We start from the raw sequence: 18,596 nt of genomic DNA, 5'->3' as shown, positions 1-18,596 counted from the left end.
GCAACGAACGCGTCTAGGCTCCGTACTCAATCAGCTTGCTTTGGAACGCGAAGGCTGATTCCAAGATTCCTGAGGGGCTCCGGATGTCGAAGTCGAAGTCGGTTTACTGGTTGTCGGATGTGGAGTGGGCGGCGATCGAGCCGCATCTGCCGAGAGGCCGTAGCGGCGCGCGGCGTGTAGATGATCGCCGGGTGATCAGCGGGATCGTCCACATGCTGCGGTCGGGCGCCCGATGGCGGGACTGTCCGACCGATTACGGGCCGTACACGACGGTATACAACCGCTTCAATCGCTGGAGCCGACAGGGCGTTTAGAGCGAGGTCTTCTACGCCCTGACCGGCAAGAGCGACGTGTTCACTGGCGCGATAGACGCCACCTACGTGAAAGCCCACCGCTCGGCGGCGGGCGCAAAAGGGGGGCCTTCGAAAACGCCATCGGAGCCTCCCGGGGCGGTCGGACGACGAAGATTCACGCCCTGACCGACGACCTGGGCCGGCCCCGAGCCCTGGTTCTGACGGCTGGGAACACCCATGACCTCGTCGGAGCTGCGGCGTTGCTCAGGATTGTGCCGACGCCTCGCAAGCTCCTGGCCGACCGCGCCTACGACGCCCGCAAGTTGCGCGACTGGCTCGCCGAACGAGGCTGCGAACCCGTCATCCCGCCCAACCCGACGCGCAAACATCCCACACCTAGGACCCCGTTGCCTATCGGAGCCGCAACGCCGTCGAACGGATGTTCTGCCGCATCAAGGACTTCCGGCGCATCGCAACCCGATACGACAAACGGGCCGACAACTTCCTGTCCGCCGTGCTTATCGCCGCCGCCGTCACTTGGTGGATGCCGATTGAGTCCGGAGCCTAGATCGAAAAGTGCTCTGACCGTCTCCGGACCAATTCCCGAGCATACGGATACAACCCGTTTCGACAAAGCGCGGAGGATGGTAGCGCCCCTTGAGCACATCAGAAATGGCCGCGGCCCCTTCGGCTCTCTTGCCAAGGCGTGTAGCGAAATGGTCGCGGAAGTTTTGCAGAAAGGAGCCGAGACGTCATAGTCCTTGAGCCCGCCATAGGCTGGATCGAACATTTTCTTGCGGATGAGCCAGGACGCGACGTGCGCGCTAGCTTGAAAAGCTGCTCAAATGGCGCCTCGCAAGCCATCGTCATCACGAGCTCATCAAGACGCTCATCAGCATTCAGAATCTTGAGACACTTTTGCTCCGCCAAATCCTCTCCGACCAGCCGTTTGAGCAACTGCAACAGGCGTGGGCGACCAAATGGCGACGGCCTGGCCTTGGCCGACCTTTGTCTTGCTGGCGCTGCTGTGGTCAGCGCTACGGCGGCACATTTAGAACTTTCTAGCGCAAAGCCCACAGGAGTCCGATACACCGTCTAGGCGGTGATCGTCGACCTTGATACCGCCACCTGTCAGCGCGACAGCAGGATCCAATATGATCCGCTGCTCCATTCGGCTGAATGTGCTAGCCAATGAAAAGCGCATAACACCGCCCAACGCGCCTATTCGGCACGCCGTATCCGTTCGCTTGCCTAGATCCCTAGCGGTCACATCCCTGGGTTCAGGCGAGGTTTGACTAAACCGACCTAGGCTCGATTCAGACGGCTTTGCGCCAGTAATCTAGCACTTCCAGGATCGTCTCCTCGAAGCTTCGCGTAGGCACCCAACTTGTCGCGGCCCTAAGCGCCGCCGAAGAGCCGGCGGCCACGGCGATCGATGAAGGCCGCATACGCGCCGGATCAACCTTCACAGCCACAGGGTGCTTGGCGGCACTCAAAAGCACTTCAAGGACGTCATCGACAGGACGGGCGACTTCGGTGCACACATTGAATGTGCTTACACGGGGAAGGTTTTCGGAGGCCTTCAACACCTCCACGATGGCGGCAGCGGCATCGGCGACATGGCCGAAATCGCGCTCGGCGGTGAGGTCGCCAACCTCGATGATGGCCTGCTCACCTTTTTCCACGCGCGCCACCTGAGCGGCGAAAGACGGCACGACGAAGCGTTCGTCTTGACCCGCTCCAGTATGATTAAACAACCGTAGCAACACCAACTGCGCGTTAGCGGGAAGGATGTCGGTCAAGGCCAGTTCAGCGGCGACCTTGGACCGAGCATAGGGATTGCTCGGTTTCAGACATGCGCTTTCGTCCAACGGATGCCCGGGCAGAAAGCTCTCTCCATAACATTCGGCGCTGCCGGCGTGGATGACGGTCGCGTGCGGTGACAGATCGGAAACCACACTGGCCACGGTCATCGCGCCTACAGCATTGGCGCGCCAAACCAATTCGGGCGCGTTGATCGCGCCGGCCACACTTGACTGGGCGGCCAAGTGAATCACCGCATCGAACTGCACGCCGTCCAGCGCCGCCCTCAGGCTTGCGGGATCGCTTAGATCCACCCCGCGATACGCCTTGGATGAAGGCCCCCCGAGCGGCGTGATCAGCCGCTCGGGAAACGCCGCTTTCAGTTGCGGAAGCACATGGCTTCCGATGAAGCCGGATGCGCCTGTAACGACGATCCCGCCATCGCCGCTCACGATCAGGCGGCCGCGCGGCGGCGACGGACGAGGTCGGCCTCGACCATTTCAGAGATCAGCTGCTCAAACGTCGTCTCCGCCTTCCAGCCCAGCTTCCGCTCGGCCTTCGACGAATCGCCGAGAAGAACGTCGACCTCGGCGGGGCGCATGAAACGCTCGTCTAGGCGGACATAGTCTTCGTAGTTCAGATCCACGGCGGCGAAAGCCACGCGGCACAGTTCACGAACCGCGATCGTGCGGCCGGTCGCCACCACATAGTCGTCAGCCTCGTCCTGTTGCAGCATGGCCCACATAGCCGCAACATAGTCGCGTGCATGACCCCAGTCGCGCGTGGCGTCCAGATTGCCCATCGGCAATTCCTTGGCCTGACCCAGCTTGATCCGGGCTGCGGCGTCAGTGACCTTGCGGGTTACGAACTCCAAGCCGCGAAGGGGCGATTCATGGTTGAACAGAATCCCGCTCGACGCATGGAGGCCGAAGCTCTCACGATAGTTCACCGTCAGCCAATGACCGTAAAGCTTGGCCACAGCATAGGGGCTGCGCGGATAGAAAGGCGTGGCCTCGCTCTGCATTGGCTCTTGGATTAGGCCGTACATTTCCGACGACGACGCTTGATAGAAGCGAGCCTCGGGCGTTTCCAAACGCACCGCTTCAAGGATGTTGCCGACCCCCTTCGCGGTGACATCCGAGGTCAGCAGGGGCTGCTGCCAGCTGGCCTTGACGAACGACTGCGCCGCCAAATTGTAGACCTCGTCCGGCTTCACTTCACGCAACACGCGGATCAGGCCGGACAGATCGATCAGATTGCCGTCATGATACTGGATGTCGTTGTGCACGCCCAGCCACTGCAAACGATGGTCGTTCACCTCCGAGTGGCTGCTGCGGCGGACCAATCCGTGCACTTCGTAGCCTTTGCTCAGCAACAGCTGGGACAAATAGGCACCGTCTTGTCCGGTCACGCCCGTGATGAGAGCCTTGCGAGTCATTATAGTCATCCAGAGAAAATTTTGCTGTGGTTAACATCAGCAAGAGCGCCCGACAACGCCCTGCTGAAATTTCGGAATTACGGACGTGACGCTATCTATACGCTGTTACAGGCTCAATCAGTTCGTGCGAACCCAAATTTCTGCATTCGGTGCATCAGTCATCCGCAAGTATCAAAGCAGACCCTTTGGCCGATAGCTGTGTCGAAAGTTGAGCCCAACGAGGTAAGTCGGTCGTCTTGAGAGCCAATAAGCTGCGCACACCAACCCCAAGCGCTCGGCCATACACACTCTTAATGTGGCGCAGCTGGTTCTGGCCGCATGTCAGCATAATTGAGAGGCGAAGATCGGTATGATCGACGCTTTCGCTCCCGCTCACCTGCAAGCATAGCGAGAACGAGGTATTCATCGGAACAACTTCGTGATCGATACCGTCCAATGACACTACGATTTTAAAACCGACAGCTTCGGATACGATCTGACAGTTCAATATTAGACAGAAGTCTTTGTCGGACCCCGCCACATTAACCAATAGATCTGCTTTTCTGTTAGCAAGTGTCCAGCTGCCCCAAGTTTCGCGCTCACCCCAACTTCTACCTACCCGCCCGGCCTGAGCGTCAAACGCCCACATAGGGATGCCGCTTGTCATGTGTGTCAGTGTTTCTGAGGCGATGGCTCGCGACTGCGCACGACTGTGGGGCGCGTGAGACAGAACATACTCACGACCTAGCTCAATGGACGGCAACCGTGGAGACCTTCCCTCGATTGGGTTCATCTCTGCGGTGGCGAGCAGTTGGTTTAAGCTGTCGCTCCACTTAGGAAGTTCGAACGCGTCCAAATCCACGAACTCTCGCGGGTCTTTGCTTTCCGACCATTGCCGGACAGCATCCTTCCATCCCTCATAATCATCTGGAGAGATGTACTTGGCTGCCGCTCCCCCGGCCTCAGGTATGGCCGTCGCGTCTGAAGCGATGACGGGACACCCAGCGGCGATTGCCTCGGTAACAGGTAAGCCCCACCCCTCACACCAACTCGGATACACGGCAAACTTCGCCCCCCGATAAATTTTCGACAGTTCGAAATCGGTAAGATCATTCAGAATCTCGATAGCGCCATCCAACTGGTTGGACTGTTCCAAATTTCTCTGTAGTTCTTCTATATTCCAGCCCATTCGCCCGACAAAGATGAGCCTGGGCAGATCTACGCCTTCTCTTAGAAGATCACTCCAAACCCGAAACAGGAGGATATGATTTTTGCGAGCCTCAATCGTCGAAACGAAAATCGCGTAGTCGCCTACAACAAAATCCGTCGCCTCTTCGTCCGCGCCGACGGTAGCGTTCAAGTCGAACGTACCAAGCTTGATCGGCTCAACGTTGATCGAAGGCAAACCGATCTCCCGGACAAAGCTTTCGACATCGTTCGATGCGTGCTTGGAGATGGCAAAAACCTTGTCGGCGATGGCGAGCATAGGCTTCAGCCAGGACTCGAACTGTGCCCTTGTGCCCATAGTGAAAAATTCGGGCCGTCTAAGCGGAATCAGGTCGTAAACGAGAAGATTGATGAAAGCGCCCAACTCTCGCGCCTCAGCGAGCGCAGGGACGCAATCGGTAACCCAGCCCGCTCCAATCACGAAAATCCTTGAGCCGCGCCAACGATCATCGTCAAGAGGACGCCCCTTGAAGACAGACCAGTCGCCGTTATTGGCCGACTGGAATTTGGCCTGCAGATTATCGTCAACGCCGCAAATAATCACATGGTTGATAAGCATCAACCAATCGCTTTTATCTATATTCACAAACCTTTGTCGGCTTTTGTCGAAAGCGATAAACTCAACACCAGCCCACAATGATATACGGTCAAATATTTCTTTAAGGAGCTGAAGCGTAACACGTTGAATGCCAGAAGGCATTTTGTGATGCGCGAGATAAAATACGAGATCCGTACAGTCGAAATAACTCACTCCCGTGAATTCGTTCACCACCTCCTCGCCGCCACTTACGCAGACGATTTCATCAGCTCCGTCAATTTTGGAAGCTCGGATCGGTTGATCTAACATATCATTCTCTTGCATTTGCTTTGTAGAGATTTCGCACCGTCTACGATTAAGTGCCGACCTGAGAGAGCTTGTTATAAAGTTCGCGTTTCTTTTCAAGAATTTCCGCAGTCGCCACCGCTTGCCCCATATGATGGATGTGCGGTCCGCCGGAGTCGCCGCCGTGCTGAGCCGAGCTTACTGGCACCGCGGCCCACTCTGCGACACCTACTGGCTGCTCATGAACTGCACCAACGTAGCGCACTGGAGGGTCCATTTTACGAAATAGACGAGCCTGATAGTCCGGGTATGGCGAGGGAAGTTCCAGTTTATCGACATCGTTGAAATTAAAGCGCGGCAAACGCCAGCCATCAACATTCTTACTCAACAGAGCTCGGAACGCTGGAACATCCTCAGGAACAATATGCTCATCCGCATCAAGCATGAAAATCCAATCCGCATCACAGGGGACAAGATCAAGCGCGCAATTCCTCGCTTGAGCGAAATCGACAAAATCCACACTAGCCAGAACGAAATCAACGCCGGATCGCTTTAGAGCCTCCTCAGCTACTGATCGCGTTTTATCGGTTGAACCCGTATCAACTATTACAAAATAGTCAGCGATTAGCGAAGCAGCTTGGATCATATCACCGATCTGATGGGCTTCGTTCTTGACAATTGAGGTCACCACAAGCCGGCAGCCATCTTTTTTGTCATATGTCGGCACTTCGCCGACTGGCGCTATGTAGCGAGGCGCGGGAAACCATCGATTTTGGAATTCACGCGACATTATAAAGGCCAGCCGGGCGGCATCGAAATCAACATGATGTTGTGTAAGCGCGAGCAGGTCGTCTTCGCTGGAAGGGTCTCGCCCCAAAAAACAGCGGTGCAACCAAAAGGCTTCGTCTCTCGTAATCATGTTCACAACATCCAGCGTGGTATCGAGGGGGAAATGCCGCACCAGAACCCCATCCGTCCCAATGCAAGCATCTGAAATTGGGCAAGCACTAGACCTGCCTATCACTCTCCAACAAAACAAACCCCCACATATTTATCGAATACAACATCCAATTTACTCAACGCCCAAACACGACACCATGTTGCTCTGATTGCCCATAAGCCTAAAAGATAAGCCGTAGATATTATTGTGAGACTTGTAGCTCCTGGATAATTTATCCGGCTTTCAGCCAGGTATAGATCTCGATTGCCTCGCCAATATCAGAAAACAACTTGTATCTACCGCCTTCAATAATCAGCGCGCTTTCACACCTATCACGAATGGTCGCCATGTCGTGCGAAGCGATTATGAAGGCCCTGTGCCCCCGATGGTCGAACAACTCTTCAGCACATTTTCTCTGGAAGCGAGCGTCCCCCACAGCCATCAGTTCGTCGATCAAATAGCAGTCGAAGTCGATCGCTAAAGACAAGCCGAATGCTAGTCGCGCCCGCATGCCCGACGAGTAAAACTTGACCGGCTGGGTCAGCGCCTTGCCCAGTTCGGCAAACGTCTCGACCTTGTCGTGAACCTCTCGATAGTCACGCTCATAGATGCGCGAAAGGAAGCGAATGTTGTCGTTTCCGGTCAGACTGCCTTGGAAACCGCCAGAGAAGCCGATCGGCCACGACGAGCTCATCCGCCATTCGATTACACCCGAGCTCGGCGGGATGGCTCCGCCCAACATCTTGATCAAGGTGGACTTGCCCTGACCATTGCGCCCCAGAAGCGCGATGCGCCCGCTGCGTTGCAAGTCAAACGTCAGCCCCTCGAACAAGGGCTTGGCCGCGCCGTGATAGGTTTTGGAGACGTTGCGAAGGCTTAAGCCAACCGGAGACTCACCCCCTTCGCCAATGACAGGCGCAGTAGAACTCGGCGACGGCGTGCCGCTCCATTGATCTGCAGTCACGTCGTCACCGTCAAGCCTGCCTATGCTCGCGCGCGCCCGCCCAAACGAACCAGCCGACACCATAGATTAGCAGGGCCGAAAACAGGACGGTCAGGATCGAAAGCAGGCGCTTTGGTTGCGTCGCCGCGTCCGGCAGACTGGGATTGACGATGCGATCCAGGTACAGCTTCTGGCGGCGCGCATCCTGTTCAGCGGTTGTCAGGGCCGCATTGGCGGCCGTCAGCTCTTTATCCGCCAGTTCGCGTTCCAGCACCAGATCCTCGTACACACTGACCTGTGGGGCGAGTGATGTGGAGTTGCCCGCGATCTTGCTGCGCTCCTCCGTGATCTGCCCCTCATAGGCGCGAATTCGGCTGTCGATCGTCGCCAGTTGCGGGCTCTGAGGAGCTTGAGCGGCCAGTTGCGCGCGTTCGGCGCGCAACTCGGCCACCGTCGCCAACAGCCCGCCGATCAGTTGCGAGCCCTCTCGCGCGGTCAGGGCAGGGTCAATGTAGCGCTGCTTGTTGCGGAACGCGGTCAGACCGGCTTGCGCCTGAGCCAGCCTGTCGCTTGCGCGGGTGCGAGCAGCTTCCGCGTCGCGGATTGCCGCAACGGAAGCCCGTTCGTTCAGCCGATTGACCAAGGCTTCCCCACTGGCCAGCATGGCGTCGTTCAGGCGCTGAGCATCACGGGCAGCGAACGCTTCGACACGCAAGGTGCTGATGCCTGTGGTCGAGTCATAACCCACCGTGATGAACCGCTGAAACGCGGAGAAGAAATCCTCATTCGATTGACCCTCCCACGGGCGAGGATAGCGCGACAGAACATCGCCCGCCCCAATCATCCGGCGCAGATTGAAACGCCGCGTCAGTTCATTAAAACCGTCGCGTGAAGTTATGTATTCGTGCACAGCAAAGGCGTCTGAAGTCGCCGTCGCCAAGCCGACACCTTCCAGAGCCACCCCTAGAGACGATGGCCGGCTGTCGTCGGCTGCGCGAACAATAAAGCGCGCCTCAGATACATAACGCGGCGATGCGATGAGCAAGAAATAGATTGCCGAAAGGGCGAAGGGCAGCACAACAATGATTAGGAAAGCCAACGGAAGCCTGCGCCACCAGGCTGGGGATTGGACGCGCGCTTCGCGGGCTCGGGAATACGGCCCCAGATAAGTCAATTGAGGGTCAGACATTCCAAATCCAGTTCCGAATCAAGGCCATGCAGGTATTACACTCACGGTCATTCGACAAGGATACGCTCCCTCGCATCGGAGATCAGGACCAGCCCGACTAGCAGCATCACTCCCCCTACGGCAAAGGCATAAAGGGGGTTGAAGTGAGTCTCGACAAACTCGCCGAAAACGGCGCGCCGAACCATTTCGACACCGTGCGGAAACGGGAACATCAAATACAGCTCGCGATAGCTGTTGGGCACCCAGGAGGCCATCGTGAAGGCGCCAGAGAACGGGATAAGAATGTAGCTTATGACCGCGACCATCCTCTCCAGAACTTCAAACTTCATGGCCAAGCCAGCCATGGCTATCGCGAAACCGAAACTCACCCAAGCCATCAAAAACCAGCCAGCGTACAACAGCAGCCAGTCGTGCGGCAATCCGACCTGTCCGAGCGCGTAAAGCACGACGTAAACTACAATAAATGCAACTGTAGCACCGCTAAGCTCCATCAGATTCCGTGCAACGAAGATATGGGTTGCGGTGACCTGCCGATGGTAAAGCACGCCAACATTTGCCTGGAGGGCGCCGACGCTCATAGACAGCATGTGTCGCAACAGCAACAAGCACATGTAGCCTGTCATCACGAACGGCCCAATGCGGACACCGTGTTCATAAGCGGGCTTGACGGCTGTCCACAGTACGAGGACGCCGGCACAAAACACTAGCGGCTCGCCTATAACCCATAAAAAGCCAGCGCTCTCTCGCCCGAAACGGGTAACGATTTCGCGCATGAAAAGCGCGCCCACGAGCCGGGCGTGACGCTTGACGCCCCGCAGTACGCCGCCGCCGTGAAGCGACTTATGGCCAAGCATGGCCTCATCACGGCTCGGGTGTTGCATGGACCTATCTATAATGGTCGGGCCTCTCCCGCACTGTCCTGCATTGAGCCCACGGGATCACCGATGTCAACTCATCTCAGGAACCCGCTCAGCATGTCGAGCTCAACCACCACTCTCTGACGGAGGTGTTTAAGCCTGTTGCTTGAGCTCGGAGTGAGACGCTTCGACCACCATCATCGACGCTTCCAAGGCCTGGAAAGTGGGCGTCACGCTACAATCGCCGATCTAGGCTCCGGACTCAATCGGCATCCACCAAGTGACGGCGGCGGCGATAAGCACGGCGGACAGGAAGTTGTCGGCCCGTTTGTCGTATCGGGTTGCGATGCGCCGGAAGTCCTTGATGCGGCAGAACATCCGTTCGACGGCGTTGCGGCTCCGATAGGCAACGGGGTCCTAGGTGTGGGATGTTTGCGCGTCGGGTTGGGCGGGATGACGGGTTCGCAGCCTCGTTCGGCGAGCCAGTCGCGCAACTTGCGGGCGTCGTAGGCGCGGTCGGCCAGGAGCTTGCGAGGCGTCGGCACAATCCTGAGCAACGCCGCAGCTCCGACGAGGTCATGGGTGTTCCCAGCCGTCAGAACCAGGGCTCGGGGCCGGCCCAGGTCGTCGGTCAGGGCGTGAATCTTCGTCGTCCGACCGCCCCGGGAGGCTCCGATGGCGTTTTCGAAGGCCCCCCTTTTGCGCCCGCCGCCGAGCGGTGGGCTTTCACGTAGGTGGCGTCTATCGCGCCAGTGAACACGTCGCTCTTGCCGGTCAGGGCGTAGAAGACCTCGCTCTAAACGCCCTGTCGGCTCCAGCGATTGAAGCGGTTGTATACCGTCGTGTACGGCCCGTAATCGGTCGGACAGTCCCGCCATCGGGCGCCCGACCGCAGCATGTGGACGATCCCGCTGATCACCCGGCGATCATCTACACGCCGCGCGCCGCTACGGCCTCTCGGCAGATGCGGCTCGATCGCCGCCCACTCCACATCCGACAACCAGTAAACCGACTTCGACTTCGACATCCGGAGCCCCTCAGGAATCTTGGAATCAGCCTTCGCGTTCCAAAGCAAGCTGATTGAGTACGGAGCCTAGAGCAGCCAGGCCTGATCATGGCTGCAGATAGGATTGACCCATTCGATAGCGGGGCCGCTCGCGGTATCGGCAGCATGCGCATGGCTAGCCCACAAATCGAACGCCATAGCGGATAGCGGCTGGGAAGAGGCGCTTTGCGCATCCCAGGTAATATCCGCGGCGGTCAGATTGACGTTTTTTAGCTGGATGAGCATGTCGTTGGTGCCGTCGCCGCCGATGTCGACATAGAGGAACGATCCGCCACCGTCGTAGGCGATGCCATATTTGTCGGCGGCTCCGCTTCGCAGGCCAGTCAGATCGATCTTGTCCACACCGGCGACGAAATCCTGGATGCGATCAGAGAAGCCTAAGGTGGATTCAGAAGCCGCCCTGTATCGGAAGATGTCACGCCCGGCTCCGCCTTCGAGGCTGTCCGCGCCCCCGCCGCCGATGACAATGTCGTCGCCGCCGCCGCCAAGGATGGGATCTGCGTAGTTCGATCCAATCAAGGTCTCCCCTGCCGCCGAGCCGACCAGGAAGACCGAGTGGTTGTTTCCATAGGTGAAATCACCTCCGTTGATCGCACGGCCGGCGGCAATGAACTGGAAGTCACCGGAAGCTGAGTTGCCGAAGATCACGCTCGAGCCGTCGGTTTGTCTCAGCACCGAGATCGCAGTCGTGTTTAAGGCGGTGAGATCGATCCGGTCTTCTCCCGTGGTGAAGTCATAGTAGTTGTCGTAGCCAGTGGCGCTGGACTCGGCCGCTGTGCGGATCACGAATGTATCGCGCCCCGCCCCGCCATGGATTGCGTCAGCCCCCAGCCCGCCGATGAGGATATCATCGCCGCCCTCACCTTGGATGGGATCGCCATAGGCAGAGCCAATTATGGTCTCACCAACGCTGGACCCAATCAGATAGACAGAGTGATTATTTCCATAGACGAAGTCACCTCCATTGATCGCATGGCCGGCGGCGATGAACTGGAAGTTGCCCGAGGCGGAGTTGCCGAAAACAACAGAGGATCCGTCCGTTTGCCGCAGGACCGAAATCGCGGTTGTGCTCAAGGCCGTCAGATCCAGGCGGTCTTCTGCTGTCGTGAAATCATAATAGTTGTCGTAGCCTGTCGCGTTGGATTCTGCCGCAGAGCGGATCACGAACGTGTCACGGCCAGCGCCGCCATGCAGGGCGTCAGCGCCTACGCCGCCGATAATCGTGTCGTCACCACCATTGCCGACGATCGGGTCTCCTTGGTTTGATCCGATGAGGATGTCCGAATCGTTGGAGCCGATCACGTAGATCGAGTGATTGTAGCCATAGACAATATCCGAGGCCTGAAGAGCCCCGTTGACTTGAAGCTGGAATCCACCGCCCGGACTTGAAGCGAAGACGTAGCTGGACGCCCCGTCGCGGATGATACTGATCTCGGTTGTGTTCAAGGCCGAAAGATCAATGCGATCCACGCCAGTCTCGAAGTCTGTAATCAGGTCGCGACCGCTAGCGTTTGAATCGCTGGCCGCTGCGTAGAGGAAGGTGTCTGAGCCCAGGCCACCCGTAAGGGTGTCGCCGCCGCCTCCACCATTTAGAATGTCGGGGCCAGCAGTCCCAACCAACACATCCGGACCCGACGTGCCGATGATCTGTTGGCCAGTCGCTGTTTGAATAACATCGCTGATAGAAACATCACCGACCACACGAACAGCCCAAATGCCTTCTGACGTTTGCGCGGAAACCAACGTGTAAGCACCATCTCGACCAATACTCACATTGGTCGGTCGCAGAGCTGATATGTCGATCTTGTCAGTTCCGGTCTCAAAATCCTCGATAATGTCGGGAGCGATCTCCGGCGTGGATTGGGAATCAGTTACCAATGAATAGATAAATCTATCAGAACCCGTGCCACCAGTGAGACTGTCATTGCCGGCGCCGCCGAAAAGAATATCGTCGCCCGCGCCGCCCACCAAGAGATCGCTTCCGCCACCGCCGTTCAAGCGATCATTGCCACCTAGCCCCTGAAGAACGTTGCTGGCGGCATCGCCAATGATCACATCGCCGAACGCACTGCCTAGCACGCCCTCTATGGAACTGAATGTGTCACCGTTGGCGTCCCCGAGTTGTGTCCCGCCAGAGAGAACGACCGTCACGGCCGTATCTGCGGCCGAATACACTGCATAGTCGAACCCAGCTCCGCCCAGGAGCGCGTCTGCCCCGACACCGCCTTCGAGGAGGTCATCACCGTCCCCGCCCCGAAGAGTATCATCTCCGAACAGGCCGAGAAGATAGTTGCTGGAAGCATCTCCAGTGAGATCGTCAGCGAAGTCGGTGCCCGCCAGATTCTCGACCCCGGCGTAGCTGTCGCCCGACGCATCACCCGACACGCCACCCGAACCAAGCGATGCGGTCACACCCGAAGTCGAAGTCACGTAACTTGCAAGATCGACGCCTCCGCCGCCTATAAGCTGATCAGATCCGGCGCCGCCCACAAGCACATCATCACCGGCACCCCCGTTCAGTACGTCGTTCCCGTCGTCTCCACTCAGTTGGGCGCCGAATCCAGTGGCATAAAGAGTGTCATCCCCCCCAAGCCCCCTCACCACACCTCCATTGGCGCTGATTGCCGTTAGAATATCAGCGTACTCGCTGCCATTGAGCTGTTGGATGTTTTGATAAGTGTCGCCCTTCGCATCGCCCGTGTTGAGGGACGGGTCTGTCAGAGAAGCGGTTACTCCGGCACTGGACGTTTGATAGCTGGCGATGTTGAATCCCGCGCCGCCGTCCAATTGATCCGCACCAGCGTCTCCAAACAGCACGTCGTCGCCGGCGGCTCCAGAAAGCCGATCATCGCCTCCCTCGCCACGCAGAACGTTGGAGCCAGCATCGCCTACAAGGACATCTGCAAACTTGCTGCCCAAAAGACCCTCAACGCCTTCGTAAGTGTCTCCCCCAGCGATGCCAGTGTTAAACTGTGGTGCCTCCATGCTGACGGACAGGCCCTGATTGGAATCTGAGTAAACAGCTAGGTCCAAACCCGCGCCGCCAATGAGACGGTCTGATCCGGCGCCGCCTACGAGGAGGTCGTCGCCTCCTTCCCCTTGTAAAACGTCATTTCCGGCCTCTCCGAAGAGCGAGTTGTTCGCGTTATCCCCACCTATGGTGTCAGCGAAGGCCGATCCAATGACCGCCTCGATATTGAAAAATGTATCGCCCTGGGCGTCGCCGGTATTTGCCGCGGGATTGAGCAGATAAACATGGAGCCCCGCTTGCGCGCTTGTGTAGGCAGCGGCGTCAAAGCCCTCCTCCCCATCAAGCCGATCGCCGCCGCCGCCGCCGTCTAGCGTATCGTTTCCAGCGCCGCCGTAAAGCTGATCCGTCCCTGAACGAAGATAGACGTTAATGTCGGGGTCGCCGATTATGTTGTTATCGCCAGCGTCTCCGTAAAGCACGTCGTCAAAAGGCGAACCGGCCAAATCATGCCCAAAAAGCCCGAAATAGGTGTCGCCAGCGGCATCTCCCGTATTCAAGGTCGGATTCGCCATAGAGGCGGTGACGCCCTGAAGCGACGTTTCGTAATCTATCAGATTACCGCCCGTGCCCGCGTGCAGTTGGTCAGCGCCAGCGCCGCCGATAAGCACTGTATATGCCGATCCGACCCCATAAATCTGGTCGTCGCCTTCCTGTCCTTGCAACTGATTGATGAAGTCATTGTTGCCGTAAATGACATCATTATAGTTCGAGCCGATGACATCCTGGATGTTGGCGTATGTATCTCCCATCGCCCATCCCGTATTTCGCGATGAGTCGATTAGGGAAATGGTGAGGCCTGTAGGAGAGAGGATGTAGCTGACCGTGTTCTCGCCATTGCCGCCGTCCATGACATCCACACCGATTGACCCGACGAGTGTGTCAATTCCGTCTTCGCCATAGAGATAACTGACTGAACTAAGTCCCCCGAAGCCATAGATCGTGTCGTCGCCCCGTCCGCCATAAAGTCTATTGTTCAGTCCATTTCCAGAGAGGTAGTCGTTGAAGGCGGAGCCAATAATCCCCTCTATGCTGGAGTAGGTATCGCCGACAGCCTCTCCACGCGGATCCCCTCCTCCGCTGATGTAAACCCAAACAGGGCCTGTCGCTTGCGCATAGCTGACGATATCGAACCCGTCCCCGCCAATAAGAGAATCAGCGCCCGCGCGTCCATCGAGGACATCATCACCCTCTAGTCCATTCAACGTATCGTCGCCCGCGCTGCCGATCAGCACATCATTGCCGGACGTTCCGTTAATCACGACGCTTAAAGGAGACGAATCGTAAGCGAAAGCGTCGGGCTGATAGCTCTCTGCGGAGAGCATATTCGGCAAAAACTCCAGGGTCGCAGATAGGATGCGCATTCGGACTCTCCAGTGACCATCGCCGTTTAAGGTCCGTTAGACAGCCTCTTTAGTGACCAAGATGTTACGAAAAATGGTTTTTGATTATCTCACTAACTTTCCGGCGCAGGGCTTGGCGCAAGCCCATTCACTTCAAGTAGGCGCAGCGCCAAGGCGTCACCCGGAGCGCTGGCAAGCCATTCGCGGCCAAGGCGCGAAGCATCCTCTCTTCGTCCGACATCCAGAGCACACTGGATTAAGGCCAGCGCGATCCCTTGATCGGCAGGAAATTTCCGGCGGCCTCTTTCCAGCAGGCTATAGGATGCTTGTTTTGAGGTCTTGGCGAGAAGCCGGGAGCGCATCAGGACGGCTTCATGGTCGAGGCGCGATGAAGGGTCTAACACAAGCGCGAGATTGAAATCGCGTTCGCTTTCAAGATCGGCACCATTGGCTTGGCGGCATTTGGCAAGGTGCAATAACACTTTCGCTGGCGTCATCGCCCATTCCTGCTTTCGGCCAGACTGCTCCATGCTGGCCATGTCCTGGAGAACTCGTTCCCAAGCGTCTATGGCTGCGCTCCATTGACCGCGACGCTCTTCCATCCCCGCTTGAGCAACCATGATTCGAGTTAAAAACTGTGGATCTTGGCTCGCCTTAGCGTAACTCTCCTGAGCCGCGTCAAACATACCAAGTTCAACCAGAATATTGCCAATGCTGAAAGAGAGGCCGGGACTATGACCCAAAATACGTGCGGCCTTGTTATAGCACTCCAAGGCGCCCTCCCAATCACGGCGGGCTTGATATTTCTTGCCGTCTCGAACGAAGGGACGAGCAAGCTTACGGCGAAGAAACCGAACAATATCCATCAGCGGACCGTCATTTCCGTCTCAACAACGCTTGACAAGCGCTCCAGCAAACCACTCTCGGACATCAGTTTGTCCCAAAACAGCCCTTCCCTCATAGCGACCTGACTATGATCTAGCACCAACGGTGCTCCATATGTGACCTCTAGCATCGCATCGCGAAACAAGCGCGGTGTATCCGCGACGATCACGCCGGCCTCGCTGCCAAAATCTTCGAATGATCTTAGCGCTTTTCCGGTCGTCACGACCCACTTCCCGCTGCTTAGCGCCTCGGCGGTTTTCAAATTGCTTCCTCCACCACTCTCTATGGGAAGCAGAAAACCTTTGGCATGCAATCTGATCCATGAGAGTTCACTGTCGGAGGGCTGGCTAAAGAACTGCACCCTATCCTGATAGGAACCTTGATGAGGCGCGTATAGACCCGATTGGTAGATGCCCTCACTGACGCCACCACAGATAGCAAATCGCTTTTCAGGAGGGAAACCGTAAAGACCATATTTAAGGACGTATTTGCAGAACCCATCGACGTTCGGCGGATAGGCGCTACCAACGAAGACCATATACTCTTCTCGCAGCAGCTCTTCAGCATGTATCGGCTTAGACACGTGGCCAATACGATCAGCACCGTTCCTGATAACAATCGGGCTCTGACGACCATTCATTCCACGATAGATATCAGATTCTGATTTTGATACCGATATGATTAGATCTGCACGATCAGCGAGCTCATTCTCCAGGTCGAATATCTGACACTCTACCTGTACGTTGAGGTCTCGCGACACACCCGCCGACTCCAGAAGATCAAACTTAAGTGGGGCCTCTAGGTTGTGAGAAGAATAAACAATCTTTACGTCGTCCAGCTTACGCTCCTTTAGAAGACGTCTAACAAGAGGCCATAAGAAGGGCTGCTCAAGCTGGACAACATTAGGCCGGAAAGTATCCACAAGCCTGGCAAAATGTTCATAGACCTCAGGTCGGTTAGCGGCGAACTCCCCGCTCGCAAGATCGTCGATAAAAGGCACCTTTGCGAATAGGCCTTCCATTGCCCCAAACGGATAATCATTGGGACCGACAACATCTGCCGAATAGGTGCGCGGTTGATACACGCAGGCGTATTCATACTCAGCACCTTTAGCAGTATAGTATGCGCCGATCTGTGCAGATCGACGTTGTCCGCCGTGTACGGGCCTACGTGTGGGATAGGTCCCAAATGCTAAAATCTTCACTCTGAGGTCTCAATATGTCGGTCAAGGCGGTCAAAAAATTGAACAGCAGACTGATCCCAAGTCACTGGCTCGTAGAGAGTCTTGGACGCCAGCGATAGCGATGCCACCATTTCGTCGTCTGAAAAAGCCATGGAGATCGCCTTCGACCACGCAGGGATGTCGATGGGATCGATGTATAGAGGCGCGTCGCCGCCCACCTCCCTCAGCGAGCCGGCATCGCCACAAATACAGGCCTTACCCAAAGCCATGGCCTCCACGAGCGACAATCCGTAACCCTCATAGCGAGATGGAAACACGACGAATCTCGCGTTATCGTATAGCTCCAGCAGCATTTCATCCGACACCCCAGACATCAATATAATCCTATCTTGCAAATTGGGATTATTTTGGATTTCTTGGAGTAAATTCTCGGAATTCCAACCCACACGCCCAACAAATACACAAACAGCTTCCGCCGATAATTTTCCATCCATAACAGCCCTCTCAAAGGCTTCGACGATGGTGCGATGACTTTTTCGCGGCTCTATAGTCGAAACATAAAGGAGGAACGGCCTCCCGCGTAGCGATTTGGGCAAGCGTGTTGACTCTAGACTTGAAGGCAGATCCGATCCCAGCTGCCAGTCCGACAGTGGCAGGTCAGGCATACGCCAATCGGATAGATGCGCTTTTACATCACAGCGCGTAGTTGATGATATACACAATCCGAAATCCGCCGTCCAAAACAACTCCCCGAAGTACCTCTTTAACAAATCAACATAAAACGGAACAACGTAGTGCGGAAAGAGAAGCGGTATTATGTCGTATAGTATGGCAACATAATTAAAGCGATATTTTGCTTTAAGACGTCGAATATCTCGAATATCTTTATGCTCCCAGTCCAAGCCGCCGTTTACAATCCACGCGTCACCATTTAGAGGCAAGACTCCATCTATAATTTTGTCGACCGTTAAAAACACAGTGCCAGATGGCGTGTTCACCGGAACTAAGGGACTGTTATTTCTATAAATCAACACTTCGTCTAACGACATATTTTCCGTCAGATTATTTAGTAACTTTATTAACCTGCCTTTGTTTTTCGTGCGCTGATCTAATGAGAGTGGAAAAAGGTCTCTTTCTCTTCGAAGCCCTGCAACTGGAAGATTCTGGGCAACGCTCAACTCTATCCACCAGTCGTGGTTAAGCACGGAATGCGCGAACTCAGAGTTCAGGACATAATACAAACGTGTGCTTTTGTGATAAAAGCAATGAGCGATCTTGTTCTTAGAATAATTTATCGCGCGCTTGGCGATCTCCCTCTCGACGCGAGTGATGCCAACCTGGGGGCCGCCCCAAGACATGGTGGTTGTGATATCGAAGTAAGTTGTCATGGCACCAGAGTAAACATTATCATTGCTCTCTACGAAGATCATTAAAGTTATGCGTCAGCGTAGGTCGGTCATCATATACGCGTAACGTCGTATCAGCGACCTCAAGTCGGACTTACATTTCAATTATTAGGCTGTCATCATCTGCGGACAACGTCATCGCTGTCGTTCCGTCCCTCCAAATATACCTTGCCACAGGCGGATACACCGGAAT

The 18,596-nt window shown here is 56.2% G+C and carries 11 protein-coding genes and 2 pseudogenes; 1 reads left to right on the top strand and 12 read right to left on the bottom strand.

Annotated elements, in window-relative coordinates; translation table 11 throughout:
* Positions 1-83: 83 nt before the first annotated feature.
* Positions 84-861, top strand: a pseudogene (locus JX001_RS02520) (IS5 family transposase).
* A gap of 748 nt (positions 862-1,609) precedes the next feature.
* Here JX001_RS02520 and JX001_RS02515 read toward each other — a convergent pair.
* From JX001_RS02515 to JX001_RS02460, 12 genes and pseudogenes are all read right to left on the bottom strand, one after another.
* A complete protein-coding gene (locus tag JX001_RS02515; RefSeq protein ID WP_205682153.1) occupies positions 1,610-2,548 on the bottom strand; it encodes a GDP-mannose 4,6-dehydratase in 939 nt (312 codons plus the stop codon).
* Between the two features lie 2 nt (positions 2,549-2,550).
* Positions 2,551-3,534, bottom strand: a complete 984-nt coding sequence (gmd, locus tag JX001_RS02510) for a GDP-mannose 4,6-dehydratase (protein ID WP_205682152.1) — start codon at positions 3,532-3,534, stop codon at positions 2,551-2,553.
* A 154-nt stretch (positions 3,535-3,688) separates the two neighbouring features.
* Positions 3,689-5,587, bottom strand: a complete 1,899-nt coding sequence (locus JX001_RS02505) for a glycosyltransferase family 4 protein (protein WP_205682151.1) — start codon at positions 5,585-5,587, stop codon at positions 3,689-3,691.
* 46 nt (positions 5,588-5,633) lie between these two features.
* Positions 5,634-6,524: a glycosyltransferase family 2 protein gene (locus JX001_RS02500; protein WP_205682150.1), complete on the bottom strand. Its 891-nt coding sequence runs from the start codon at positions 6,522-6,524 to the stop codon at positions 5,634-5,636.
* A gap of 211 nt (positions 6,525-6,735) precedes the next feature.
* Positions 6,736-7,467 carry an ABC transporter ATP-binding protein gene (locus JX001_RS02495; protein ID WP_241004722.1) on the bottom strand — a complete coding sequence of 244 codons (732 nt, stop codon included), beginning with the start codon at positions 7,465-7,467 and terminating at the stop codon, positions 6,736-6,738.
* 10 nt (positions 7,468-7,477) lie between these two features.
* Complete coding sequence (locus tag JX001_RS02490) at positions 7,478-8,545, bottom strand: KpsE/RkpR family capsule polysaccharide export protein (RefSeq protein ID WP_241004721.1); 1,068 nt, start codon at positions 8,543-8,545, stop codon at positions 7,478-7,480.
* Between the two features lie 137 nt (positions 8,546-8,682).
* The gene (locus JX001_RS02485; RefSeq protein ID WP_205682147.1) at positions 8,683-9,516 is read right to left on the bottom strand and encodes an ABC transporter permease; all 834 of its coding nucleotides are present in this window, start codon (positions 9,514-9,516) and stop codon (positions 8,683-8,685) included.
* Positions 9,517-9,741: 225 nt separating this feature from the next.
* Positions 9,742-10,519 (bottom strand): annotated as a pseudogene (locus tag JX001_RS02480) (IS5 family transposase).
* Positions 10,520-10,585: 66 nt separating this feature from the next.
* Positions 10,586-14,950 carry a beta strand repeat-containing protein gene (locus JX001_RS16405; protein ID WP_205682146.1) on the bottom strand — a complete coding sequence of 1,455 codons (4,365 nt, stop codon included), beginning with the start codon at positions 14,948-14,950 and terminating at the stop codon, positions 10,586-10,588.
* A 92-nt stretch (positions 14,951-15,042) separates the two neighbouring features.
* A complete protein-coding gene (locus tag JX001_RS02470; RefSeq protein WP_205682145.1) occupies positions 15,043-15,795 on the bottom strand; it encodes a tetratricopeptide repeat protein in 753 nt (250 codons plus the stop codon).
* Positions 15,795-17,018 (bottom strand): glycosyltransferase, encoded by a 1,224-nt coding sequence (locus JX001_RS02465; protein WP_205682144.1) that lies wholly within the window; start codon positions 17,016-17,018, stop codon positions 15,795-15,797. Before JX001_RS02465 ends, JX001_RS02470 begins: the two co-directional genes overlap by 1 nt.
* Positions 17,015-18,427 carry a glycosyltransferase family 4 protein gene (locus tag JX001_RS02460; RefSeq protein WP_205682143.1) on the bottom strand — a complete coding sequence of 471 codons (1,413 nt, stop codon included), beginning with the start codon at positions 18,425-18,427 and terminating at the stop codon, positions 17,015-17,017. The genes JX001_RS02465 and JX001_RS02460 overlap by 4 nt, the downstream gene beginning before the upstream one ends.
* Between the last annotated feature and the right edge of the window lie 169 nt (positions 18,428-18,596).

It is taken from the genome of Brevundimonas fontaquae, from assembly GCF_017086445.1.
GTDB classification, from domain to species: domain Bacteria; phylum Pseudomonadota; class Alphaproteobacteria; order Caulobacterales; family Caulobacteraceae; genus Brevundimonas; species Brevundimonas fontaquae.
This window is presented reverse-complemented; position numbering and strand designations above follow the sequence as displayed.

Excerpts from the sequence above, each read along its gene's own strand:
- gmd (WP_205682152.1), bottom strand. The coding sequence starts at position 3,534 with ATGACTCGCAAGGCTCTCATCACGGGCGTGACCGGACAAGACGGTGCC.
- JX001_RS02505 (WP_205682151.1), bottom strand. The coding sequence starts at position 5,587 with ATGTTAGATCAACCGATCCGAGCTTCCAAAATTGACGGAGCTGATGAA.
- JX001_RS02485 (WP_205682147.1), bottom strand. The coding sequence starts at position 9,516 with ATGCAACACCCGAGCCGTGATGAGGCCATGCTTGGCCATAAGTCGCTT.
- JX001_RS16405 (WP_205682146.1), bottom strand. The coding sequence starts at position 14,950 with ATGCGCATCCTATCTGCGACCCTGGAGTTTTTGCCGAATATGCTCTCC.
- JX001_RS02470 (WP_205682145.1), bottom strand. The coding sequence starts at position 15,795 with ATGGATATTGTTCGGTTTCTTCGCCGTAAGCTTGCTCGTCCCTTCGTT.
- JX001_RS02460 (WP_205682143.1), bottom strand. The coding sequence starts at position 18,427 with ATGATCTTCGTAGAGAGCAATGATAATGTTTACTCTGGTGCCATGACA.